We start from the raw sequence: 23843 nt of genomic DNA on the forward strand, positions 1-23843 counted from the left end.
GGCTACTCGGGTACGTACTCCCTGAGCGGCGCGGGCTTCAGACCGGCCGCCTCGGCGGCGGCCAGGGCGCGCGTGAGGTCCTGCTCCAGCGTCTCGTTGAAGTGCAGCAGGATGATGTCGCCGGCCTTCAGGGTGGGGGTCGGCGGGGTCCACTGGCCCCAGGTGGTCAGGTCGTACGTCCAGGTCACCAGGGCCTTCGCGCCGCACGCGCGGGCGGTGGTGCGGGTGGTCTCGTCGTACGTGCCGTATGGCGGGCGGAGCAGGCGCGGGCCGTCGCCGAACTCGGCGAGGTGCTGGTCGCGCGCGCCGCAGACCTCCGCCTTCTGGCCGGCCGCGTCGAGCCCGGTGAGGTCCGGGTGGCTGACGGTGTGGTTCTCGACCCGGGAGCGGCCGTGGTCGAGGAGCGCGTGGAAGTAGCCGGAGTCGTACGAGTAGGCGCCCGGGAGCAGGAACAGCGAGGCGGGCACCCGCCGGTCGATGAGGATCTTGGCGGCGGCGGGGTCGTGGAACCAGCCGTCGTCGATGGTGATGAAGACGACCGGGTCGGTGGTCTCGACATGGGAGACGACGGGGACGGGCGCGGGCCAGACCGCCTTGGGGGCGGCCTGTGCTGGGCCCGCGAACGCGCCCAGCAGCGCGAGCGGGACGAGAACGGCGAGTGCGCCACGCAGCGCGCGGCGGGGGCGGGGTCTCGGCATGGCGGCATCATTGGCCTAGACCAACTGCGCTGTCAATGCCCCGAGTTGCCCCACCCTCCACCCCACGAACCGGACCGAACCGGTCCGCCGACGCCCGCCGGTCCGTCCGGTCCGCCGTCCGCCGGTCCGGCCGGCCCCGGCGGACAGGACGGACCCCGTCAGCCCGCCAGTACGGCTCGCAGTTGCTCCAGGCCCCAGTCCAGGTCCTCCTTGCTGATCACCAGGGGTGGGGCGATCCGGATCGTCGAGCCGTGCGTGTCCTTGACCAGCACGCCCCGCTCCATCAGCTTCTCCGAGATCTCCCGGCCCGTGCCCCGCGACGGCGCGATGTCCACCCCGGCCCACAGGCCGCGCCCCCGCACCGCCTCGACCGCGCCTCCGCCGACGAGCAGCCCCAGCTCCGCGTGCAGGTGCTCGCCCAGCTCCGCCGCCCGCTGCTGGTACTCGCCCGTCCGCAGCATCGCGATCACCTCCAGGGCCACCGCGCACGCCAGCGGGTTCCCGCCGAACGTCGACCCGTGCTCGCCCGGCCGGAACACCCCGAGCACGTCCCGGTCCGCCACCACCGCCGAGACCGGGACGACACCGCCGCCCAGCGCCTTGCCCAGGACGTACACGTCCGGCACCACGCCCTCGTGCTCGCACGCGAACGTCCGCCCGGTCCGGCCGAGGCCCGACTGGATCTCGTCCGCGATGAACAGCACGTTCCGCTCCCGGGTCAACTCCCGTACCCCGCGCAGATATCCGGCAGGCGGGACGAGGACCCCCGCCTCGCCCTGGATCGGCTCGATCAGCACCGCCACCGTGTGCGCGGTGACCGCGGCCTCCATCGCCGTCAGATCGCCGTACGGGACGATCTCGAAGCCCGGCGTGTACGGGCCGTAGTGGTCACGGGCCTCGTGGTCCGTGGAGAAGCTGACGATCGTCGTCGTCCGACCGTGGAAGTTGTTCGCCGCGACCACGATCTTCGCGTGCCCGTCCGGCACGCCCTTGACCTCGTACCCCCACTTCCGGGCGGTCTTCACCGCCGTCTCGATCGCCTCCGCGCCCGTGTTCATCGGCAGGACCATGTCCTTGCCGCACAGCTCCGCGAGCCGGGTGCAGAACTCCGCGAAGCGGTCGTGGTGGAACGCCCTCGACGTGAGCGTCACCCGCTCCAGCTGCGCCCGCGCCGCGTCGATCAGCCGGCGGTGGCCGTGGCCGAAGTTGAGCGCCGAGTACCCGGCGAGCATGTCGAGATAGCGGCGCCCCTCGACATCGGTCATCCAGGCCCCGTCGGCCGAGGCGACGACGACGGGCAGGGGGTGGTAGTTGTGCGCGCTGTGCGCCTCCGCGGAAGCGATCGCGTCTTGCGTACTCGACACGGGATCTCCGTTCGTCCTGCGGCCAGGGGCGGGTGTGGCTCCCTTTCCTATCGTCGCTCGGATACCGGACGAAGAAACCTTGAACGACGGCGCGCCCGCTAATGTGGAAACACGCACGGCGACTGGCGTACGGGGAATCGACCCTGGGGGAGCCGTGCGCGGCAGACCACACGCGGTGCCGCCCGCCTGGGCACCACAAGGACCCCGTCCCGTGTGGTGCCGCGCCGAGCCGCACCGCTCCGGGACCCGCCGCCGCAACGCCCGGAGGAACGCCATGAGCGACATCGCGACCGACGCCACCAGCAACGCCCCTGTCCAGCACCCCGCCCTCGCCGCGGCCGACCCCGAACTCGCCGCGCTCGTCGGCGCCGAGGAGCGGCTGCAGGCCGAGACCCTGCGGATGATCCCCAGCGAGAACTACGTCTCCGCCGCCGTCCTCGAGGCCTCCGGCACGGTCCTGCAGAACAAGTACAGCGAGGGCTACCCCGGCCGCCGGTACTACGAGGGCCAGCAGAACATCGACCAGGTCGAGACCCTCGCCGTCGAGCGCGCCAAGGCCGTCTTCGGCGTCGACCACGCCAACGTCCAGCCCTACTCCGGTTCCCCCGCCAACCTCGCCGTCTACCTCGCCTTCGCCGAGCCGGGCGACACCGTGATGGGCATGGCCCTGCCCATGGGCGGCCACCTCACCCACGGCTGGGGCGTCTCCGCCACCGGCAAGTGGTTCCGCGGCGTGCAGTACGGCGTACGCCAGGACAACGGGCTCGTCGACTTCGACCAGGTCCGCGAGCTGGCCCTCAAGGAGCGCCCGAAGCTGATCTTCTGCGGCGGCACCGCGCTGCCCCGCACGATCGACTTCGCCGCCTTCGCCGAGATCGCCCGCGAGGCCGGGTCCGTCCTCGTCGCCGACATCGCCCACATCGCCGGCCTCATCGCGGGCGGCGCCCACCCCTCACCGGTCCCGTACGCCGACGTCATCTCGACGACCACCCACAAGACCCTGCGCGGCCCGCGCGGCGCCATGCTGATGTCCCGCGAGGAGCACGCCAAGGCCCTCGACAAGGCCGTCTTCCCCGGCCTCCAGGGCGGCCCGCACAACCAGACCACCGCCGCCATCGCCGTCGCCCTGCGCGAGGCGTCCCAGCCCTCCTTCCGCGACTACGCCCACGCGGTCGTCGCCAACGCCAAGGCCCTCGCCGAGGCGCTCCTCGCCCGCGGCTTCGACCTGGTCTCCGGCGGCACCGACAACCACCTGATCCTGATGGACCTCACCCCCAAGGAGGTCCCCGGCAAGGTCGCCGCCAAGGCCCTCGACCGCGCCGGGATCGTCGTCAACTACAACACCGTCCCCTACGACCCCCGGAAGCCCTTCGACCCTTCCGGCATCCGCATCGGCACCCCCTCCCTCACCTCCCGGGGCCTCGACGCCACGCACATGACCCAGGTCGCCGACTGGATCGACCGGGGCGTCGCGGCCGCCGGCTCCGGCGACGAGGACGCGCTCCGCACGATCCGCGCCGAGGTCGCCGAGCTGATGGCCGCCTTCCCGGCGCCGGGCCTCCCGGTCGGCTGACCCGCCGGTGCTGATCTGAGCCAAAGGCAGTCGTCCGGCGCTCAGCCCGCCGACTCGGCTATGCGGCGGGCCTCCTCCATGGACGGCTCGCCCTCGAGGCGCAGGGTCAGGGCTCCCGCGTTCCTCGTCCAGAGGAGCGTGGGGCCCGCCGTGCGTATGGAGTGGGTCCAGGTCCGCCCGCTCGCGTCCAGCATCGGGACGCTCAGCAGGTGCGGCTCGGCGAACCAGTAGCCCTCCGCGCCGTCCGGCAGGTCGACCCACTCCGGGTGCGTCCGCACCTGCTTGGCGAAGCCCGGCTCGAGCCGGGCGGGGAACTCGTCCAGCCGGACCGTCCCGCCGTCCTTCCCGCGCCAGCACAGGCTGATCACCGCCCGCCCCAGCTCCGCCGAGCCGGTCACCGAGACCGCGTCCGGCGTGCCGAGCGCGCTCGGTATCAAGGGCTCGAATCCCGCCCTGCGCCCGGCCTCTGCCGGCGGGACCGCCCCTTCGGTGCACCCGGGGACCGCCGCACCCGGCGCCGGACGCGCCCCGGGGTCGTACCGGACCTCGACCCCGCCGAAGCCGAACCACTCCGCCACCGTCGCCCGCACCGGAGGCGTGAGCACCAGGACCATCAGGACCCCGGAGACCGCCGCGAGCAGCGCCTTCCAGCGCCTGCGCACGGAGCCGCGCAGCGACTCGAAGCGGCCAGGGCGCCGCACCGGCGTCTCCACCCGCTCCGCCAGGAGCTGAGCGAGCACCCGCTCGGCCATGGTCTCCCCGCCGACGTCCGGCACCTTCAGCCGCCGCCCCAGCTCCCGCAGCTCCTCCGGCAGGTCCTCCGGCAGCTCCGCCCCGCGCCTGCCCGCGGACCCGTCACCGGCCCTCCCGTCCGTCTCGTCCCTCTCCTCCGTCATGCTCCTCACCTCCCTCCAGCACCAGTCCGAGCTTCTTCAGCGCCCGGCTCAGCCGGGACTTCACCGTCCCGCGCGGCCAGCCGAGCGCGGCCGCGGTCTCCGTCTCGTCCAGCTCCAGCAGATAGCGGTGGATCACCACCTGGCGGTGGTCCTCGCTCAGCCCGTCCAGGGCCCCGAGCAGCTGACGCCGTCTCTCCCGCTCCTCGGCCGCGACCGCCGGGTCCGCCTCTTCCGGTATCAGCGGCTCGGCCGCGAGCAGCTCCGCCTCCCGCCCCGCGACCGCCCGCTGCCGGCCCGCCGCGCGCACTGTGTTCCTCGTCTCATTGAGCACGATCCGCAGCAGCCACGGACGGAACGCGGCCCCCTCCTTGAAGCGCCCCAGCGACCGGTACGCCTTGAAGAAGGCCTGCTGCACCACGTCCTCGGCCTCCGCGCCCGCGCCGTACGCCACCGCCGCCCGCAGCGCGACCGCCGTGTGCGCGCGGACCAGCGACGCGTACGCCTCCGGCTCCCCGGCGCGTACCCGTGCGATCACCGCGGCCTCTGCCTCGTCTCCGACGACCCGGCCCCCCTCCAGCGTCCTCACACCTTGAATACACCGGCCGAACCGGATCGGTTCCCTGCTCCAGGGAAGTCCGGGATCGCCTCCCGCACCTGAGAGAATGTGGAGCATGGCCTCTGATCGTCCCCGTGTGCTCTCCGGAATCCAGCCCACCGCAGGCTCGTTCCACCTCGGCAACTACCTCGGTGCCGTCCGTCAGTGGGTCGCGCTGCAGGAGTCCCACGACGCCTTCTACATGGTGGTGGACCTGCACGCGATCACGGTCCCGCAGGACCCGGCCGAGCTCCGCGCGAACACCCGGCTCGCCGTCGCGCAGCTGCTCGCCGCCGGTCTCGACCCGGAGCGCTGCACCCTCTTCGTCCAGAGCCACGTGCCCGAGCACGCGCAGCTCGGCTGGGTCATGAACTGTCTCACCGGCTTCGGCGAGGCCTCCCGCATGACCCAGTTCAAGGACAAGTCGTCCAAGCAGGGTGCCGACCGGGCCACCGTCGGCCTCTTCACGTACCCGATCCTCCAGGTCGCCGACATCCTCCTCTACCAGGCCGACCAGGTCCCGGTCGGCGAGGACCAGCGCCAGCACATCGAGCTGACCCGCGACCTCGCGGAGCGCTTCAACGGCCGCTTCGGCGAGACGTTCACGATCCCGGCGCCGTACATCCTCAAGGAGACCGGGAAGATCTACGACCTGCAGGACCCGACGATCAAGATGAGCAAGTCGGCGTCCACGCCGAAGGGTCTGATCAACCTGCTCGACGAGCCGAAGGCGACGGCGAAGAAGGTCAAGAGCGCGGTCACCGACACCGACACGGTGATCCGCTTCGACCCGGAGAACAAGGCCGGCGTCTCCAACCTGCTCTCGATCATGTCCACGCTCACCGGGACGAGCATCGCCGACCTGGAGAAGAGCTACGAGGGCAAGATGTACGGCGCCCTGAAGACCGACCTGGCGGAGGTCATGGTGGACTTCGTCACTCCGTTCCGGACCCGTACGCAGGAATATCTGGACGACCCGGAGACGCTGGACTCGCTCCTGGCCAAGGGCGCGGAGAAGGCGCGGGCGGTCGCCGCCGAGACCCTGGCGCAGACGTACGAGCGGGTGGGCTTCCTGCCCGCCAAGCACTGAGTCCAAGGACCCTGGCACAAGGGGTGGTGCAGGCCGCACACTGGCGGCTGCACCACCACCAGTCCTGAATCGACACGACAACGGAGGAGAACGACGTGGGGACCGTAACGCTCGGCGTTTCGATCGCGGTCCCGGAGCCCTATGGCAGCCTGCTCCAGGAGCTGCGCGCCGGCTTCGGGGATCCCGCCGCGCACGGCATCCCCACGCACGTCACGCTCGTCCCGCCGACCGAGGTGGACGCCGAGCGGCTCCCCGCGGTCCAGGCGCACCTCGCCGAGGTCGCCGCGGGCGTCCGCTCCTTCCCGGTCCGCCTGAGCGGCACGGGAACGTTTCGCCCGCTCTCCCCGGTCGTCTACGTGAGGCTCGCCGAGGGCGTCTCCTCCTGCGGCTGGCTCCAGGAGCGCGTCCGGGACGAGTCCGGGCCGCTCGTGCGCGAGCTGCAGTTCCCGTACCACCCGCACGTCACCGTCGCCCACGGCATCGCCGAGGAGGCGATGGACCGGGCGTACGCCGAGCTGGCCGACTTCGAGGCCGCCTGGACCTGCGCCTCCTTCGCCCTGTACGAGCAGGGCGAGGACGGGGTGTGGCGCAAGCTCCGCGTCTTCGAGTTCGGCGACGCCCGCAACGCCTCCGGGGTCCCGGCCCAGGGCTGCGCGCCCGTCGACGAACCCACCCCGACGGCCGGCTGACCCCCCCAGGCCCCCGCGCCCTCTCAGACCGGCAGACGGCGGAACAGCGGCCTCGGCACGTGCCGCAGGGCCGACATCACCATCCGCAGCGCGCCCGGCACCCACACCGTCTCCGAGCGCCTCCGCAGCCCCAGCTCGACGGCCCGGGCGACCTCCTCCGGAGTCGTCGCCAGCGGCGCCTCCTCCAGGCCCGCCGTCATCCGCGACCGTACGAATCCGGGGCGTACGACCATCACGTGCACCCCCGTCCCGTGCAGCGCGTCCCCGAGCCCCTGGGCGAACGCGTCGAGGCCCGCCTTGGACGAGCCGTAGATGAAGTTCGCGCGCCGGGCGCGCTCGCCGGCCACCGACGACAGCACCACCAAGGAGCCGTGCCCCTGCGCCTGGAGCGCCGCCGCGCAGATCAGGCCCGCCGAGACCGCGCCCGTGTAGTTGGTCTGGGCGACCCGGACGGCGGCGAGCGGATCGGCCTCGTCGTGCGCCTGGTCGCCGAGGATCCCGAAGGCGAGCAGCACCATGTCGATGTCGCCCTCGGTGAAGATCTTGCCGAGCCGCTCCGGGTGCGACTCGGTGTCGAGCGCGTCGAACGCCACCGTGCGCACCTCCGCGCCCAGCGCGCGCAGCGAGTCGGCGGCGGCCGCCAGGGCGGGCGTCGGGCGTCCGGCGAGCCAGACCGTACGGGTGCGGCGGGCGATCAGCCGGCGGGCCGTGGCGAGCCCGATCTCGGACGTGCCGCCGAGCAGGAGCAGGGACTGCGGGGTGCCGAAGGCGTCCTTCATGACGATCAAACTCCTCGGAGAGAACGATTCACAGGGCGAGGCGACGGGAGAGGTCGGACGTGAACACGGACCGCGGGTCGAGCGCGGCGCGCAGCGCGCGGAAGTCGGCGAGCCTCGGATACATCGCGTCGAGCAGCTCGGGCCGCACGCGCGCGTCCTTCGCGAGGTAGACCCGGCCGCCCGCGTCCGCGACCTCCTCGTCCAGCTCGTCGAGGAACGCGCCGAGACCGGAGAGCCGCGTCGGGATGTCGAGCGCCAGCGTCCAGCCGGGCACCGGGAACGACAGCCAGCCCGGGTCGCCGGCACCGAAGCGCTTCAGGACGGCGAGGAACGACGGGCAGCCGCGCCGCGCGATCCGCCGCACGATCCGGCGCAGGGTCTCCTCGTGCCCGTGACCGACGACGAACTGGTACTGGACGAAGCCACCGCGCCCGTAGATCCGGTTCCAGTGCGGGACGCCGTCCAGGGGGTGGAAGAACGTGGAGATCCGCTGGAGTTCGCCGGTGCGGCGGCGGGGCGCCCTGCGGTACCAGAGCTCGTTGAACAGGCCCACGGCCGTGCGGCCGAGCAGCCGCTCGGGGACGAACGAGGGCGCGGCGGGCAGCTGCCCGGGGCGGAACGCGAGGGGCGCGCGGCGCGCGCGGCGGTCCCGGACCGGGATCGCGTCGTACGGGGCGTGGTCGCCGCGCGTGAGGACGGCCCGGCCGGTGGCGGCGCCGCGCGCGAGGAGGTCGATCCAGGCGACCGAGTAGCGGTACCGGTCGTCGTCGGCGGTGAGCCGGGCCATCAGGTCGTCGAGGTCCGTGGCGCGCTCGGTGTCGACGGACATGAAGGAGGTCTCGACGGGCAGCAGCCGGAGGGTCGCGGACAGGATGACGCCGGTCAGGCCCATGCCGCCCGTGGTGGCGTCGAAGAGGTCCGTGCCGGGGACGACGGTGTGGATCTCGCCGTCGGCGGTGAGGAGTTCGAGGGAGGCCACATGGCGGCCGAAGGAGCCGGAGACATGGTGGTTCTTGCCGTGGATGTCGGCGCCGATCGCCCCGCCGACCGTGACGTACCTGGTCCCGGGGGTCACCGGGACGAACCAGCCGAGCGGGAGCAGGACCTCCATCAGGCGGTGCAGGCTGACCCCCGCCTCGCAGTCGACGGTGCCCGCGAGGGCGTCGACGGAGCGGATCCGGTCGAGCCCGGTCATGTCGAGGACGGAGCCGCCGGCGTTCTGCGCGGCGTCGCCGTAGGCGCGGCCGAGGCCCCGCGCGATGGAGCCTCGGGCGCCGCAGGCGCGGACGGCCTCGGAGGCCTCCTCGTAGGTGCGGGGACGGTGCACGCGCGCGAGGGTGGGGGCGGTGCGGCCCCAGCCGGTGAGGGGCTCGTCGTCGGTGTGGGCAGCCATGGAGGCGACCGTATCGCCCTGTATGCGCGATATGACGGGTATGCAGGGGTGTTGAGCGAAATGGGTGATAAAAGGAGTGTCAGGAAAGAATGCCGTGCGGTCGGCGAGCCGCCGCGCCAGAGTCGTCTCCGGTCGGCTGTCAGCGCGACCACAGCTCGACCGGGTCGACGGCGTCGGTGGCGTCGCCGGCCCGGCATCCGGGGAGGCGGAGCCGATGCGACACGTGGACGTGGCCGGGGCCGAGAGGCGGCTGCTGGCGGCCCTGCGCGGCTGCGGGCACCGCCCGCCGGTGGCGACGGCCGCCCGCGCGCTGTCCTTCGGCGGCGAGCACGGCGCCCTCTGGCTCGCCGCCGGGCTCACCGCCGCCGCGGTCGACCCGGAACGGCGGGCGGGCTGGCTGCGCGGCACGGCCCTGATCGCCGGGGCACACCTGGCCAGCATGGGCGTCAAGCGGGTGGTACGCCGGCCACGACCGGCCACCGCGGAGTACGCGCCCCTGGTCCGCACCGCCGGACGGCACTCCTTCCCCAGCTCCCACGCGACCTCCGCCGTCGCCGCCGCCGTCGCCTTCGGCGCCCTCCACCCGACGGCCCGCCGCCTCGCCGCCCCCGTGGCCGCCGCGATGTGCGCCTCCCGCCTGGTCGTCGGCGTCCACTACCCGACGGACGTCGCGGCGGGCGCCCTCCTGGGCGCCGTGACGGCCACCCTCGGCCGCGCCTGGCTCCGGGCACCAGGACCCGCCTGCACCCCGCCCCACGCGCGCGTGGCACCCGTACCCCTGGCGGCGCCGAACCTCGTCAAGGGCGCCGTCACCCTCCGCGGCGGTGGCCGTGACTGACCGCGCCACCGGCCTCGCCGCCGTCCTCGACACCCCCGCCCCCGTACGGGAACGGCAGCCCCGGCACCCCGGCCGGCAGGCGGCCGCGACGGCCGCCGGGCTCGTCAGGACCGCGCGGCCCCGCCAGTGGATCAAGAACGTCCTCGTCCTCGCCGCCCCCGTCGCCGCGGGACAGCTCGCCTCCTGGCACACGGCCGCCCGACTCGCCCTCGTCTTCGCCCTCTTCACGGCCGCGGCCTCCGCCGTCTACCTCGTCAACGACGCCCGCGACGCCGCCGCCGACCGCGCCCACCCCGTCAAGCGCCACCGCCCGGTCGCCGCGGGACTCGTCCCCGTACCCCTCGCGTACGCCACCGGCGCGCTCCTCGCCCTCGGAGCGGCCTGCGCGAGCGCGGTCCTGTGCAACCCCATGACCGCCGCGCTCCTCGTCGCGTACCTCGTCATGCAGTTCGCGTACTGCCTGCGCCTCAAGCACGTCCTCGTCGTCGACCTCGCCGTCGTCACCACCGGCTTCCTGATGCGCGCGATGATCGGCGGGGTCGCGCTCTCGATCCCGCTCTCCCGCTGGTTCCTGATCACCACCGGCTTCGGCGCCCTCTTCATGGTCGCCGCCAAGCGCTACTCCGAGGCCGTCCGGATGGAGGCCGCACAGGGCGCCACGCGCGCGTTGCTCACCCAGTACACGACCGGATACCTCCGCTTCGTCTGGCAGTTGGCCGCCGGCGTCGCGGTCCTCGGCTACTGCCTGTGGGCGCTGGAGAGCGGCGGCGTCGCCACCGGCACGCTGCTGCCCTGGCGCCAGCTCTCCATGATCGCGTTCATCCTCGCGGTCCTGCGCTACGCCGTCTTCGCCGACCGGGGCGCCGCCGGAGCCCCCGAGGACGTCGTCCTGCGCGACCGCCCGCTCGCGGTCGTCGGCCTGGTCTGGGCGGCGATGTACGGCATGGCCGTAGCGGACGTGTGAGGCCGCCGGCCGCACACGGTATCTGTACGAGATCAAGGGGTACGCGTACGACATGGACTGGCTGACCAAGCTCCCCGTCATCGGACCCTGGGTCACACGGCTCATGAAGACGCACGCCTGGCGTTCGTACGAGACCCTCGACGCCGCCCACTGGACCCGGCTCGCCGCCGCCATCACCTTCATCAGCTTCCTGGCCCTGTTCCCGCTGATCGCCGTCGCCGCGGCGGTCGGCGCCGCGCTGCTCAGCAAGGAACAGCTCGACAAGATCGAGGACAAGATCTCCGACCAGGTCCCCGGCATCTCCGACCAGCTCAACATCGGCGGGCTCGTGGACAACGCGGGGACGATCGGTCTCATCGCCGGCGCCCTGCTGCTCTTCACCGGCATCGGGTGGATCGGCTCGATGCGGGACTGTCTGCGCGCGGTGTGGGGGCTCGACGACCAGGACGAGGGCAACCCCTTCGTACGCAAGGGCAAGGACGCGCTCGTCCTGTTCGGGCTCGGCGCGGTCGGGCTCTGCTCGCTCGCCGCGTCCTGGCTCGGCTCCACAGCCGTCGGCTGGAGCGCGGACCGGGTGGGAATCTCCGGCGAAGGGGCCACCGGGATCCTGCTCCAGGTGGCCTCCGTCGCCGTCGCCGCCGTCGCGGGCTTCCTCGTCCTGCTGTACCTGCTGACACTGCTCCCCGGCGTCCATCCGCCGCGCCGCCGCCTCGTGGTGGCGGCGGTGATCGGCGCGATCGGCTTCGAACTCCTGAAGCTGCTGATCGGCGGCTACATGCGGGAGGTCGCGGGCAAGTCGATGTACGGCGCGTTCGGCGTCCCGGTCGCGCTGCTGCTCTGGATCAACTTCACCGCGAAACTGCTGCTGTTCTGCGCCGCATGGACGGCTACGGGGTCACGCTCGGCTCAGAGCTCTCCGACTCCTGCTCCGGAGCGTCCGGCCGAGGGCGGCGCAGCGGCCAGCGACGGTTGACGAGGAACACGGCCCCCGCGAGCACCACCAGCACCCCGCCGATGACGGCGAGGGCGGTCCCCACGCCCCCGGACTTCGCCGCCGCGACGTTCGAAGCGGTGTCCGGCGCGTTCTTGCCCGGCGCGGGCGTCGAACCGCCGCTCTCGGTGCCCGGCGTCGTCCGCGCCGACTTCGGCGGGACCAGCTCGCCGACCGGCGTCACCTTCCCGGTCGCCGCGAAGCCCCAGTCGAGGAGCCGCGCGGTCTCCTTGTAGACGGCGTGCTGCTCCTTGGAGGACGGGTTGAGCACGGTCACCAGCAGGACCTTGCCGTTGCGCTCCGCGACGCCCGTGAACGTGGAGCCGGCGTGCGTCGTGTTGCCGTTCTTGACGCCGGCGATGCCCTGGTACGCCGGGACACCGAGGTCTCCGGTCAGCAGCCGGTTGGTGTTCTGGATCTCGAAGGTCTCGCGCTTCTTGCCCGGCTTCTGCTCGCCGGGGAAGGCGGCGCGGGCGGTCGCGGCGTACTCCCGGAAGTCCGCCTTCTGCATGCCGCTGCGGGCGATCAGCGTGAGGTCGTACGCGGAGGAGACCTGGCCCGGGGCGTCGTAACCGTCCGGCGAGACGACGTGCGTGTCGAGGGCCTGGAGCTCGTCGGCGCGGGCGTTCATGTCCGCCACGGTCTGCGGGATGCCCTGGTTCATCGAGGAGAGCACCCGCACCGCGTCGTTGCCGGAGCGAAGGAAGACGCCGAGCCAGAGGTCGTGGACGGTGTAGGTCTGCTTCTCCTTGATCCCGACCAGACTGGAGCCCGAGCCGAGCCCGGCCAGGTCCTGGGCCGTGACGGTGTGCGTCGCCGTCCTCGGGAACTTGGGCAGGACCGTGTCCGCGAAGAGCATCTTGAGCGTGGACGCGGGGGCGAGCGGCCAGTGGGAGTTGTGCGAGGCGAGCACCTGCCCGCTCTCGGCGTCCGCGACGATCCACGACCGCGCACTCAGCTCCTTCGGCAGCACCGGCGCCCCGGGCCCGAGGTTCACCTGCGTACCGGGCCTGCTGAGCAGCGACCCGCCGACGGAGGACATGAGGGCGGGCGGCTTGGGCTGCTGGTCCTCCTTGTTGTCCACCGTGTCCGCGTGCGCGGGGGCGGTGGCGAGGAGGGGGAGCAGCGCGGCAGCAAGGACCGCGCGAGCGGTCTTCTTCGAAGCAGACACGATCGAAAACGTACAGGCACCACCGAACGAACCGAACCCCGCCCGGCGCTTCCCCCGAACCCGACCACCCGGACGCACACGCACCCGCTCCGCCCGGCCCTCCACCCCCGACCGCCCCGCCGCCGGGGCTTGTGCGGCGGGCGGTGATACTGGGGCCATGAAGCTCAGCCGGCCGGTCTCCTGGTTCCTGCTCGCCTTCGGAGTGTGGAGCTGGTTCATCTGGATCACTTTCGTCAAAAATCTGTGGAACGACGGGAGCGGTCTCGCCTTCGACGACGCGGGCGATCCGACGGCCTACTTCTGGGTTCATCTGCTGCTCGCCATCACGTCCTTTGTCCTGGGGACGGTGGTCGGTGCGATCGGGTTGCGTGGCGTGCGCGCTTTGTGGCGCGTACGCGGATAGGGGTGGGGCGCGTGCTCGGGTTTCTGGTGGGGGCTGTCGTGGTCCTCGGCCTGCTGGGCGGGGTTCACTGGTATGTGTGGCGGCGCCTGGTGCGCGATGTCACCGTGCGGGGGAGCGTCGCGAGGCGGCTGGGGACGGCCGCTGCGTTCGTGCTCCCCGCGTTGGCCGTCGGTGCCCTGGTCTCCTCACGGGCGGGCGCCCCGTTCTGGCTCCAGCAGGTCGTGGCCTGGCCCGGGTACCTCTGGCTGGCCCTGCTGCTGTACCTGACGCTCGCCCTCGTCGTGGGGGAGGCTGTCCGGCCCCTTCTGCGGCGCGTGCTCGAGCGCCGGGCCCCGGCCGCCGCGGCTCCCGCGCCCGCCCCGAGCGCCGTCGAAGCTCCCGCGACCGTGCCCGCTTCCGCGCCCGCCCCGGCGCCGGAGGTGCCCGAGGTGCCGGAAGCGCCCGAGCCGGTCGGCACCGGTGCCACCGCCGTGTCCCGGCGGCTGTTCGTGTCGCGGGTCGTCGGCGGGGCCGCGGCCGCCGCCGCCGTGGGGACCGTCGGGTACGGGACGTACGGCGTGCTGCGCGGGCCCAGCGTCAAGCGGGTGACCGTGCCGCTGGCCAAGATTCCGCGCGCGCTGCACGGGTACCGGATCGCCGTCGTGTCCGACATCCACATCGGGCCGATCCTCGGCCGCGCGCACACCCAGCGCATCGTGGAGACCATCAATTCCACCCAGCCCGACCTGATCGCCGTCGTCGGCGACCTCGTCGACGGCACCGTCGAGAACCTGGGCTCCGCCGCCGAGCCCCTCGCGCGGCTCCGGGCCCGGCACGGCTCGTTCTTCGTGACCGGCAACCACGAGTACTTCTCCGGCGCCGACGCCTGGGTCGACCACGTCCGCGAGCTCGGCCTGCGCCCGCTGCGCAACGCGCGCCTGGAGATCGCGGCCGGCTTCGACCTCGCCGGGGTCGACGACATCGCCGGCGAGGCCGAGGGCCAGGGCCCCGACTTCGCCGCCGCGCTCGGCGACCGCGACCGTGCGAAGGCCGCCGTCCTTCTCGCGCACCAGCCGATCGTGATCGACGACGCCGTCCGTCACGGCGTCGACCTCCAGCTCTCCGGCCACACCCACGGCGGCCAGCTCTGGCCCGGCAACTACCTCGCCGAGCTGGCCAATCCGACCGTCGCCGGGCTCGAGCGGTACGGCGACACCCAGCTGTACGTGTCGCGCGGCGCGGGCGCCTGGGGCCCGCCGGTCCGGGTCGGCGCGCCCTCCGACATCACCGTCGTCCAGCTCGCCTCCCTGCAGGCATGACCGGCCTGGGCGAGCGGAAGGTGTCACTCATCGCGCCGGGGGTGATACGTACCGTTCGACCTCCGGATTCTCATCCCGGACATATACCTGCATCGTGAAGGTTTCCTCTTCCACTTGTGAAGCCCGTGTGATTGGGTGACGCCATCGCGGCATGGCTCGGCGCCGTCGCGGCAGGGGTGGGCTCGAAAAAAGGAAGCACGGCGATGCGGTCGACGGTCCGTCTTCGGATCCTCATCACTTGTGGAGTTCTGGTGGTCGCCGGGGTGGGCGGCTGGCAGCTGCTTCCCTCGGACGATGTCAGGACCGATCCGATCACCATCGGCACCACGGACGAGGTGACCTCGCTCGATCCGGCCGCCGCGTGGGACGCCGGTTCCTGGGCGATGTACAGCAACGTCTACCAGACGCTGCTCAGCTTCAAGCCGGGTGTCATCACGCCGGTCCCGGACGCCGCCGAGAACTGCAAGTTCGTCGGCGCGAGGCTCACCACGTACCAGTGCGAGCTCCGGGACGACCTCACGTTCTCCAACGGCCGCAAGGTGACCGGCGAGGACGTCAAGCACTCCTTCGAGCGGATCCTGGCCATCAAGTCGGACACGGGTCCCGCGCCGCTCTTCCCGACCCTCAAGAACGTCGTGGCCGACGGGCAGAAGGTCACCTTCAACCTGAACAGCCGGGACGCGACCTTCCCGTTCAAGCTCGCCACGGGCGCCGGCTCCATCGTCGACAGCAGCCAGTACCCGGCCAAGAAGGCGCGCGAGGGCGTCACGGCCGACGGTTCGGGGCCGTACGTCCTGAAGGAGTTCAAGCCCGGCGAGAGCGCGCGTCTCGAGCCCAACCCGAAGTACCGGGGCGCGGCCAAGGCCGGCCATACGGTCGTCGTGAAGTACTACAAGGAGTCCGAGCAGCTCGCGGCCGCCTGGAAGGCCAAGCAGGTCGACATCACGCACCGCCAGATGCCGCCGGAGTTCCTCTCCCAGGCGGGCGACGGCAAGGACTCCGCCCGGATCACGGAGGCGCAGACCGCCGAGATCCGCAATCTCTACTTCAACGTGAAGCCCGGCTCGCCGATGGCCAAGAAGGAGGTCCGGCAGGCCGTCGCCGCCGTCATCGACCGCCCGGCCATCGTCACCGGCGCGTACCACGGCACGGTCGAGCCGCTGTACTCCCTCATCCCGCAGGGCTTCAACGGCCACAACACCTCGTTCTACGACGCCTACCCCGAGCCGTCCAAGAAGAAGGCCAAGAGCCTCCTCAAGGACGCGGACATCGAGACGCCGGTGAGCTTCACCCTCGGCTACCGCAAGGACGCCACGTACGCGGCCGAGGCGAAGGAGCTGCAGCGGCAGCTGGAGTCGACCGGTCTGTTCAAGGTGGAGCTGGTCGCGGCGGAGTGGCAGGAGTTCCAGAAGGCGTACGCGAAGGGCGAGTACGACGCGTACCCGGTGGGCTGGCTGCCCGACTTCCCGGACTCCGACAGCTTCACCGCCCCGCTCGTGGGCGCGGGCAACGCCATGCACAACGGCTTCGCCAGCAGCAAGATCGACTCGCTGATCTCGGCGACGCAGCAGTACAGCGACCGGGCGGCGGCCGCGAACGACTTCGAGGACATCCAGACGGAGGTCGCGAAGGACGTGCCGCTGGTTCCGCTCTGGCAGAAGAAGGACTACGTGCTCGCGACGACGGAGGTCGCCGGCTCGCAGTACCTCACCGACGGCACCGGGGTCTGGCGGCTCTGGGAGCTGAGCTGGATCTGACGTCCGTCTGCCCTGAAGCCCGAGGGGCCCCGAGCCGTGCACCGGCTCGGGGCCCCTCGGCTGTTCCTCGTCGTCCCTCAGGACTCCTTGGCGGTCTTGGTGCGCTTGGGCTTGCCCGAGGCCGCCATGCCGGCCGCCGTCGGCATGAAGTCGGCGAGCAGGTCGTGGGTCTCGCGCACCAGCGGGCGCAGCAGCCGGAAGCGGGAGAGGTGGATCGCCCGCGCGGTGACGGGCGCGAGGCGCTCGACGAGCCGACGGCTGTTGGCGCAGCCCTCGGAGCGGTCGTACACCCAGAACAGCACCAGGCCCATCTGCTGGAGCCAGAGCAACTGGGGGAGCGGCTCGGCCAGTTCGGGGTCGATCTTGACGCTCGCCCCGGAGATGACCCGGCGGTGGACCTCGATCGCGGCCTCGCGCGGGCCCTCCGACTCGGGGGAGAAGGGGCTGAGCGGGCTGTCCGGGTCGGCGGCGTTCTTGAAGAACTGGGACGCGAACTCGTGGTACGGCTCGGCGATGTCGAGCCAGCCGAGGAGGACCCCGCGGATGCGGGCCGTGAGGTCCTTCTCGTCGCTGTCCAGGATGGATTCGACGGCCGACTGGTGTTCCTCGGCGATCCGGTCGTAGAAGCCCTGGACGAGGTGTTCCTTGGACGCGAAGTAGTAGTACGCGTTGCCGACGGAGACCCCGGCCTCCTGGGCGATGGCCCGCATCGTCGTCTTGTCGTAGCCGCGCTCCTTGAAGAGCCGGAGGGCGGTTTCGAGGATCAGCGTGCGGGTCTGCTCGCTCTTCGCGACCTTGGGCTGCGCGGCGGGCTCGGCGGCCTCCGCGGGCTCGGCGGGCTTCTCTTCCTTCACGTCCTTCACAGTCCCCGAGCCTAGCCGGGCGCGCCGGGTGCTTCGCAGTGCCCATCCTCGCAGGCAGGCCCGCCGGTCGGTCCGGCCTTGAGTGCCTCGCGCCACTTGGCGGCGGCGAGGACGGTCACCCGGGCGAAGGGCTGCCCGGCCGGGGTGGCCAGCCAGGCGGCCCTGGGCCGGTGGTCGGCCAGGGCCCAGAGGCAGACGATCCAGGCGGCGGTGGAGGTGTAGATCTGGCCCCGGTCCCCGATCACGGTGATCTCCTTGAGGGTGGCCGCGTGGTCGAGGCCGGGGAAGCGGCGCCTGGCCTCCTGCGAGGCGGCCGGGACGAGGTCGAGCGGCACGAGCTGACGCTGCCGCAGGAGCCAGTGCCGCAGATGGACGCAGAGCGGGCAGTCGGCGTCGTAGAGCACGGTGAGGCGGTGTACGGGGGTGCCGGTCCGGCTCATGCGTCCTCCCTCACGCTTCGGCGACGGGCGGTGCCCAGGGGCCCTTGGCAGCGGGGCCTGTCCAGCCCTGCGGGGGTACCGGCGGGACCTGTTCGCGCTCCATGACGCCCCGGCGGCGGATCTTGTTGAGGACGTAGACGTTGCCCAGGTGCATCACGCCGAGGACGAGGAGGACCACGCCGAGCTTGACGGACAGGGCCTCGAAGAGGGCCCGGGCGTCGACGACGGCCTCCTCCTGGCTGAGGTAGAGGGCGACGAAGCCGAAGTTGACCAGGTAGAAGCCGACCACCAGGAGGTGGTTCACGGCATCGGCGAGCTTCTCGTTCCCGTGCAGGACGTCGGAGAGGAAGATCCTTCCGTTGCGGCTGAGCGTGCGGGCGACCCAGATGGTCAGAGCCACGCTGATCAGCAGGTAGACGATGTACGCGACGACAGTGAGGTCCATGCCCCACCCTCCCTTGAACGCGTTCAAATGCTTTCTGGGCATGACTGTAGACCCCCACTTGAACATGTTCAAGTGGGGGTCCTGGGTGGGTCTTGGGATGGGTCCTGAGGTGGGTCCTCGGGTGCGCCCTCAGGTGGTGCTGTACGGCGGAACTCCCGTGCGGCTCCCGCTACTCGGCGTCCGCGGACGCCACGCTCGCGAACAGGTCGACGTCCCGCAGCGCCTCCGACAGCGCGAGCGCCGGTACGTCGGTCAGCGCGGCCTCCTGCCAGGCGCCGCGCGCCCCCGCCGAGGCCCTGGCCCTGCGCCGCTCGAAGCGGACCGGGCCGGTGGAGCAGCGGGCGGCGAGCCCGTTCTCCCGGGACGGCGGGTCGACCAGCTCGACGAAGAGCCGCGCCCGCCAGAACGCGCCCTCCCCGACGGGCAGTTCACCCGGGCGCGGCAGCTCCCGCACCATCTCGGCGGAGTCGCCGTCGCTGAAGAACCCCGGGTGGTTGCCGGTCCAGCCGCGCTCGGCCATCAGCGCCCTGGCCCGGTCGTAGTGCAGGACCCGGCCGGCGAAGCGGTCGGAGCGGGCTCCGGCGGCCACCTCGGCGGGGGCGAGCACGTACACCTCGCGGAAGACCTGCTGGAACGGCTGGGCCTGCTCCCGCCCCGCGAACTCGGCCCGCCACTCGGCGATCTCCTCGCCGTCGGCCCGGAGCGGGTGCCACAGCCGCAGGCGAGCCCCCGGGGCGACCGGGAGCGCGGTGCCGTCCGCGCCGGCAAGCGCCCAGCCGCCGCCGGTCCGCTCGGGCAGCCCCGCCGTCCAGTGCCCGTCGCCGTCCGGGTCGGCCTCCCAGAGCAGCGCCCGGGCGACGGCCCCGGTCACCGGATGGTCGATGTAGTACCGCTCCCAGTCCTCCGTCGGCCAGGTCGTGCCCGCCGCCAGGTGCTCCTCCAGGCGGGACCGCTCCACGGCCAGCAGGGTCCGCAGCTCCTTGAACCCGGCCCTGAGCGGCGCAAGCCGCTCTCCGTACGCCTCCCGGACGGGCTTCGGCGCGGACTTCAGGACCTGGCCCTGGGGGCCCCGGAACGACAGCGCGGCCACGCCCGGCTCGCTCGCCGCGAGGACCGCCGTGTACTCCCCGAACTCCTCCTCGCGCACCCCGCGCGCGTCGAGCCCGTGCGCGGGGACGCCGCGCTCGCGCAGCATCGACGGCGTGAGCCCCGACCGCCCCGCGACGGTCTCCAGGGCCTTGGCGGTCGCCTTCAGTATCGTCCGGTTACGGACGCGTCCCCGGACCCGCCCGAGCCACTGGACGGCCTCCTCGGCCCGTACGCCCTCGAACTCGCCGAGCACCGCCACGGCCGTCGAGGCCAGCGGTTGACTGCGGCACTCACCCCCCGATCCGCCGAGCCCGGTCCCCGCGTGCAGGGCGACGGCCCCCGTCACCGGAGCCGCCCACGCCGCGTCCAGGTCGAGCGCGGTCCACAACAGGCCCCGTACCAGGCAGGTGTTGGTGTCGCCCGCGATGCCCCGGACGATCACGCCCCAGGGGTTGAGGTCGGCCACCGTGTGCTCGGGCTGTGCGGCGATCCCCTCCAGCAGCCGCCGCACCAGCTCGGCACCGGACTCGGTCTCCGCCAGGAGCGCCGAGGCCCGCCTGCGCCAGGTCCGGGTGGCCCGGACCTTGTCCACGAGCACGCAGTGCGCCAGGAAGGCGACCACGCCCCTTCCCGCCAGCAGTCCGGCGTGCGCGGCCCGCATCGCCGGACCGTACGCGTCCAGGCCGTCGAGCAGTTGGCGCGGCAGCCGGCCCTCGACCAGCGGCGTCTCGCGCCGCAGCAGGGCGTCGATCCGGTCCCGCGGCCCCGCGAACTCCTTACCCTCGTGGACCCGTAGATTCTCCACCGTCCGCCGCAGGGCCCGCAGGCGCGGCCGGTCGTACTCCTCGACGTGCTCGGCCGCCGCGAGCGCGAGCGGCACCAACGCCCCGAAGTTGTTACGCAGTTCGTGCGGCGCGACCTTGGCCTCGGGCCCCGTGAGGCGCCCGAGCAGCAGGTCCGACTCCGCCGTCGACCAGCCGAGCTCCTGCCCCGCCAGCCGCTCCAGCGCCCGCTCCAGGACCGGCTCCCGGCCCCGGCACGCCCGCGCGTGCATCAGCAGCGCGAACTCCCGCCGGGCCACCGGGTCCAACGCGTCGACCAGCGCCTGGACCGCCCCGCCCGTGTCCTCCCCGGCCTCCCCGTCCTTGCCCGCGTACTTGTCCGACTCCAACGCCGCGTTCAGCCTGAGCCCCAGGCTCGTGGTCCCCACCATGGGTATGAAGGTAGGGGACGCCGCCGACACTGCCTCCTCCCGTGTCCCCCTGGGCGACGACAGGATCCGTCTAAGGAGCCCAAGGAACCCAAGAACCCCTCAGATGCTCAGCGACCGCGCATAGTTCAGCTGCCCCATGACCCAGTGGATCGTGTCCGGCCCCCGCGCCGGGATCATCGTGGCGTGGTGGCGGCCGCCGCTCGTCACGGTGACCTGGATGAAGCCGGTCGTCTGCTTCTCCTTCATCAGCAGGAACAGCAGACCCAGCAGGCACAGCACGAAGAAGATGATGGCCAGCACGATCGCGACCGTCGGGATCTTCTCCTCCGTCCGCGACATGTCCATCACGTTCCACACCGCGCCCCTGAGCGGCATCTGACCGGCCGGGGTGATGATCTGGTCCCCGACGACCGTGATGTCACCCAGGCTCAGCAGCGGCGCGCCCCCGGCCATCCCCGCCGGCGGGTACTGCGGCGGCACCGGCAGGCCGCCCGCGAGGGTCGGCTCGTACCCGCCCGGCGTCCCCGCCTGCGGATACCCGTAACCGGGCGTCCCCGCCTGCGGATAGCCGTAGCCCGGGCTCCCCGGCTGCTGCCCGGGCCCCCACTTGTACTCACCGTCCGAGTAAGGGTTCGGCTCGCTCATCTCTCCCCGCTTTCTCCCGCGACAGCCGCCAAGGGCCACCAACGACAAAGCCCGCCTCTGCACGCATGAGCGTACAGAAGCGGGCCTCGCCGCACCGAGTGCCGACCGATCGCCGGCCAGGTGTCAGAAGCGGCGCGTGATCAGCGCGCGCTTGACTTCCTGGATGGCCTTCGTGACCTCGATGCCACGCGGGCAGGCGTCCGTGCAGTTGAACGTCGTGCGGCAACGCCACACGCCGTCCTTGTCGTTCAGGATCTCCAGGCGCTGCTCGCCCGCCTCGTCGCGCGAGTCGAAGATGAAGCGGTGCGCGTTGACGATCGCGGCCGGGCCGAAGTACTGCCCGTCGTTCCAGAACACCGGGCAGGACGACGTGCACGCGGCGCACAGGATGCACTTGGTGGTGTCGTCGAAGCGCTCGCGGTCCTCGGCCGACTGCAGACGCTCACGCGTCGGCTCGTTGCCCTTGGTGACCAGGAACGGCATGACGTCCCGGTACGCCTGGAAGAAGGGCTCCATGTCGACCACGAGGTCCTTCATCACCGTGAGGCCCTTGATGGCCTCGACCGTGATCGGCTTCTCGGGGTTGATGTCCTTGATCAGCGTCTTGCAGGCGAGCCTGTTCTTGCCGTTGATCCGCATCGCGTCCGAACCGCAGATGCCGTGCGCGCACGAGCGGCGGAACGTCAGCGAGCCGTCGATGTCCCACTTGATCTTGTGAAGGGCGTCGAGCACACGCTCCTTCGGGTCGATCTCGATCTGGAAGTCCTCCCAGACCGACGCGTCCGACACCTCGGGGTTGAAGCGCCGGACGCGCATCGTGACCGTGATGTACGGGGAGGCGGCGGACTCCGCCTCGACCTTGTCCAGTACGGGGGTAGCCATCAGTACTTACGCTCCATCGGCTGGTAGCGGGTCTGGACGACCGGCTTGTAGTCGAGACGCACGGTCTCGGAGCCGTCCTCGCCGACCTCGCGGTACGCCATCGTGTGGCGCATGAAGTTGACGTCGTCGCGGTTCGGGTAGTCCTCGCGGTAGTGACCGCCGCGGGACTCCTTGCGCGCCAGGGCCGAAACGGCCATGACCTCGGCCAGCTCGAGCAGGTTGCCCAGCTCGACGGCCTCCAGCAGGTCCGTGTTGAAGCGCTTGCCCTTGTCCTGGATGGACACGTTCTCGTAGCGCTCGCGCAGTTCGGCGATCTTCTCGACGGCCGTCTTGATGGTCTGCTCCGTACGGAACACCATCACGTTGGCGTCCATCGTCTCCTGGAGCTCACGGCGGATGTCGGCCACCCGCTCGCTGCCCGTGGAGTTGCGCAGCTTCTCGATCTGCGCGACGACGAGCGCCTCCGGGTTCTCCGGCAGCTCGACGTAGTCGTGCTTGGCGGAGTACTCGGCGGCGGCGATGCCGGAGCGCTTGCCGAAGACGTTGATGTCGAGCAGCGAGTTGGTGCCCAGACGGTTGGCGCCGTGCACCGACACGCAGGCGACCTCGCCGGCCGCGTACAGGCCCGGGACGACGGTGGTGTTGTCCGCGAGGACCTCACCCTCGACGTTGGTCGGGATGCCGCCCATGGCGTAGTGCGCGGTGGGCTGGATCGGGATCGGGTCCGTGTACGGCTCGATGCCGAGGTACGTACGGGCGAACTCGGTGATGTCCGGGAGCTTGGCGTCGAGCTGCTCCGGCGGGAGGTGCGTCAGGTCCAGGTAGACGTGGTCGCCCTCGGGGCCGCAGCCGCGGCCCTCGCGGATCTCCGTGTAGATGGAGCGCGAGACGACGTCACGGGACGCGAGGTCCTTCATGACCGGCGCGTACTTCTCCATGAAGCGCTCGCCGTCCTTGTTGCGGAGGATGCCGCCCTCACCGCGGGCGCCCTCCGTCAGCAGGATGCCCATGCGCCAGATGCCCGTCGGGTGGAACTGGAAGAACTCCATGTCCTCCAGCGGCAGGCCGCGCCGGAAGCAGGCCGCCTGGCCGTCGCCCGTCAGCGTGTGCGCGTTGGAGGTCACCTTGAAGAACTTGCCCGTGCCGCCGGAGGCGTAGATCACGGCCTTGGCCTGGAAGATGTGGATCTCGCCGGTGGCCAGCTCGTACGCGACGACGCCGGCGGACTTCTTGACGCCGTCGACCTCGGTGATCAGCTGGTCCAGGACGTAGAACTCGTTGAAGAACTCCACGCCCTCCTTGACGCAGTTCTGGTACAGCGTCTGGAGGATCATGTGGCCGGTGCGGTCCGCGGCGTAGCAGGACCGGCGGACCGGGGCCTCGCCGTGGTTGCGGGAGTGGCCGCCGAAGCGGCGCTGGTCGATGGTGCCGTTCGGGGTCCGGTTGAACGGCAGGCCCATCTTCTCCAGGTCGAGGACGGCGTCGATGGCCTCCTTCGCCAGGATCTCGGCGGCGTCCTGGTCGACCAGGTAGTCACCGCCCTTGACCGTGTCGAAGGTGTGCCACTCCCAGTTGTCCTCCTCCACGTTGGCGAGCGCGGCGGCCATGCCGCCCTGCGCGGCGCCCGTGTGGGAGCGGGTGGGGTAGAGCTTCGTCAGGACGGCGGTGCGGCTGCGCTTCGTCGACTCGATGGCGGCGCGCATGCCGGCGCCGCCGGCTCCGACGATGACGGTGTCGTACTTGTGGATCTTCATGACGTGGATTACC

At 71.9% G+C, this 23843-nt stretch carries 22 protein-coding genes, 1 pseudogene and 1 riboswitch; of the genes and pseudogenes, 9 read left to right on the forward strand and 14 right to left on the reverse strand.

Features of this window, described 5'->3' with window-relative positions:
- Positions 1-2: 2 nt before the first annotated feature.
- The gene (locus ACWCO8_RS14860) at positions 3-698 is read right to left on the reverse strand and encodes a polysaccharide deacetylase family protein (RefSeq protein WP_451032537.1); all 696 of its coding nucleotides are present in this window, start codon (positions 696-698) and stop codon (positions 3-5) included.
- A 158-nt stretch (positions 699-856) separates the two neighbouring features.
- Positions 857-2062: an ornithine--oxo-acid transaminase gene (gene rocD, locus ACWCO8_RS14865; protein WP_451032538.1), complete on the reverse strand. Its 1206-nt coding sequence runs from the start codon at positions 2060-2062 to the stop codon at positions 857-859.
- 108 nt (positions 2063-2170) lie between these two features.
- A riboswitch (ZMP/ZTP riboswitch) is annotated at positions 2171-2261 on the forward strand.
- Between the two features lie 75 nt (positions 2262-2336).
- Between rocD and ACWCO8_RS14870 the strand changes: the two genes are divergently transcribed.
- Positions 2337-3635 carry a serine hydroxymethyltransferase gene (locus tag ACWCO8_RS14870; protein WP_451032539.1) on the forward strand — a complete coding sequence of 433 codons (1299 nt, stop codon included), beginning with the start codon at positions 2337-2339 and terminating at the stop codon, positions 3633-3635.
- A gap of 41 nt (positions 3636-3676) precedes the next feature.
- On the opposite strand, the gene ACWCO8_RS14875 is transcribed toward ACWCO8_RS14870, so the two are convergent.
- Positions 3677-4531 (reverse strand): hypothetical protein, encoded by an 855-nt coding sequence (locus ACWCO8_RS14875; RefSeq protein WP_451032540.1) that lies wholly within the window; start codon positions 4529-4531, stop codon positions 3677-3679.
- Positions 4491-5117 (reverse strand): RNA polymerase sigma factor, encoded by a 627-nt coding sequence (locus tag ACWCO8_RS14880; RefSeq protein ID WP_362013811.1) that lies wholly within the window; start codon positions 5115-5117, stop codon positions 4491-4493. The genes ACWCO8_RS14875 and ACWCO8_RS14880 overlap by 41 nt, the downstream gene beginning before the upstream one ends.
- Positions 5118-5202: 85 nt before the next feature.
- Here ACWCO8_RS14880 and trpS point away from each other — a divergent pair, with 85 nt between their 5' ends.
- Together trpS and ACWCO8_RS14890 are read left to right on the forward strand one after the other, a co-directional pair.
- Positions 5203-6216: a tryptophan--tRNA ligase gene (trpS, locus tag ACWCO8_RS14885; RefSeq protein ID WP_451032541.1), complete on the forward strand. Its 1014-nt coding sequence runs from the start codon at positions 5203-5205 to the stop codon at positions 6214-6216.
- A 95-nt stretch (positions 6217-6311) separates the two neighbouring features.
- On the forward strand, positions 6312-6905 hold the full coding sequence (locus ACWCO8_RS14890; RefSeq protein WP_451032542.1) for a 2'-5' RNA ligase family protein: 594 nt from the start codon (positions 6312-6314) through the stop codon (positions 6903-6905).
- 23 nt (positions 6906-6928) lie between these two features.
- On the opposite strand, the gene ACWCO8_RS14895 is transcribed toward ACWCO8_RS14890, so the two are convergent.
- On the reverse strand, positions 6929-7684 hold the full coding sequence (locus tag ACWCO8_RS14895; RefSeq protein ID WP_451032543.1) for a decaprenylphospho-beta-D-erythro-pentofuranosid-2-ulose 2-reductase: 756 nt from the start codon (positions 7682-7684) through the stop codon (positions 6929-6931).
- 28 nt (positions 7685-7712) lie between these two features.
- Entirely contained in the window at positions 7713-9077 is a 1365-nt protein-coding gene (locus ACWCO8_RS14900) for an FAD-binding protein (protein WP_451032544.1), read from the reverse strand.
- Positions 9078-9291: 214 nt separating this feature from the next.
- Here ACWCO8_RS14900 and ACWCO8_RS14905 point away from each other — a divergent pair.
- From ACWCO8_RS14905 to ACWCO8_RS14915, 3 genes and pseudogenes are all read left to right on the forward strand, one after another.
- Positions 9292-9804, forward strand: a pseudogene (locus tag ACWCO8_RS14905) (phosphatase PAP2 family protein); the annotation flags it as partial.
- A gap of 103 nt (positions 9805-9907) precedes the next feature.
- Positions 9908-10879: a decaprenyl-phosphate phosphoribosyltransferase gene (locus ACWCO8_RS14910; RefSeq protein ID WP_451032844.1), complete on the forward strand. Its 972-nt coding sequence runs from the start codon at positions 9908-9910 to the stop codon at positions 10877-10879.
- A gap of 52 nt (positions 10880-10931) precedes the next feature.
- Positions 10932-11852, forward strand: coding sequence for a YihY/virulence factor BrkB family protein (locus tag ACWCO8_RS14915; protein ID WP_451032545.1), 921 nt, complete (start codon positions 10932-10934; stop codon positions 11850-11852).
- Here the strand turns inward: ACWCO8_RS14915 and ACWCO8_RS14920 are convergent.
- The gene (locus tag ACWCO8_RS14920) at positions 11767-13041 is read right to left on the reverse strand and encodes a D-alanyl-D-alanine carboxypeptidase family protein (protein WP_451032546.1); all 1275 of its coding nucleotides are present in this window, start codon (positions 13039-13041) and stop codon (positions 11767-11769) included. The genes ACWCO8_RS14915 and ACWCO8_RS14920 overlap by 86 nt on opposite strands.
- 157 nt (positions 13042-13198) lie before the next feature.
- Between ACWCO8_RS14920 and ACWCO8_RS14925 the strand changes: the two genes are divergently transcribed.
- The 3 genes from ACWCO8_RS14925 to ACWCO8_RS14935 all read left to right on the forward strand — a co-directional run bounded on the left by ACWCO8_RS14925 (position 13199) and on the right by ACWCO8_RS14935 (position 16499).
- Complete coding sequence (locus ACWCO8_RS14925) at positions 13199-13444, forward strand: SCO4848 family membrane protein (protein ID WP_451032547.1); 246 nt, start codon at positions 13199-13201, stop codon at positions 13442-13444.
- A gap of 11 nt (positions 13445-13455) precedes the next feature.
- On the forward strand, positions 13456-14742 hold the full coding sequence (locus tag ACWCO8_RS14930) for a metallophosphoesterase (RefSeq protein WP_451032548.1): 1287 nt from the start codon (positions 13456-13458) through the stop codon (positions 14740-14742).
- Positions 14743-14945: 203 nt separating this feature from the next.
- Positions 14946-16499 carry an ABC transporter substrate-binding protein gene (locus tag ACWCO8_RS14935; protein WP_451032549.1) on the forward strand — a complete coding sequence of 518 codons (1554 nt, stop codon included), beginning with the start codon at positions 14946-14948 and terminating at the stop codon, positions 16497-16499.
- Between the two features lie 77 nt (positions 16500-16576).
- On the opposite strand, the gene ACWCO8_RS14940 is transcribed toward ACWCO8_RS14935, so the two are convergent.
- The 7 genes from ACWCO8_RS14940 to sdhA form a co-directional block, all read right to left on the reverse strand.
- Complete coding sequence (locus ACWCO8_RS14940; RefSeq protein WP_451032550.1) at positions 16577-17362, reverse strand: TetR family transcriptional regulator; 786 nt, start codon at positions 17360-17362, stop codon at positions 16577-16579.
- Positions 17363-17373: 11 nt separating this feature from the next.
- Positions 17374-17802, reverse strand: a complete 429-nt coding sequence (locus ACWCO8_RS14945) for a thiol-disulfide oxidoreductase DCC family protein (protein ID WP_451032551.1) — start codon at positions 17800-17802, stop codon at positions 17374-17376.
- A gap of 10 nt (positions 17803-17812) precedes the next feature.
- Positions 17813-18247 (reverse strand): hypothetical protein, encoded by a 435-nt coding sequence (locus ACWCO8_RS14950; protein ID WP_451032552.1) that lies wholly within the window; start codon positions 18245-18247, stop codon positions 17813-17815.
- Positions 18248-18416: 169 nt separating this feature from the next.
- On the reverse strand, positions 18417-20549 hold the full coding sequence (locus ACWCO8_RS14955) for a DUF4132 domain-containing protein (protein ID WP_451032553.1): 2133 nt from the start codon (positions 20547-20549) through the stop codon (positions 18417-18419).
- Between the two features lie 99 nt (positions 20550-20648).
- Positions 20649-21194: a hypothetical protein gene (locus ACWCO8_RS14960; RefSeq protein WP_451032554.1), complete on the reverse strand. Its 546-nt coding sequence runs from the start codon at positions 21192-21194 to the stop codon at positions 20649-20651.
- 123 nt (positions 21195-21317) lie between these two features.
- A complete protein-coding gene (locus ACWCO8_RS14965; RefSeq protein WP_362013833.1) occupies positions 21318-22076 on the reverse strand; it encodes a succinate dehydrogenase iron-sulfur subunit in 759 nt (252 codons plus the stop codon).
- Positions 22076-23830 carry a succinate dehydrogenase flavoprotein subunit gene (gene sdhA, locus ACWCO8_RS14970; RefSeq protein ID WP_362013834.1) on the reverse strand — a complete coding sequence of 585 codons (1755 nt, stop codon included), beginning with the start codon at positions 23828-23830 and terminating at the stop codon, positions 22076-22078. Before sdhA ends, ACWCO8_RS14965 begins: the two co-directional genes overlap by 1 nt.
- Positions 23831-23843: the final 13 nt, after the last annotated feature.

It is taken from the genome of Streptomyces sp. NPDC001927, assembly GCF_053594455.1.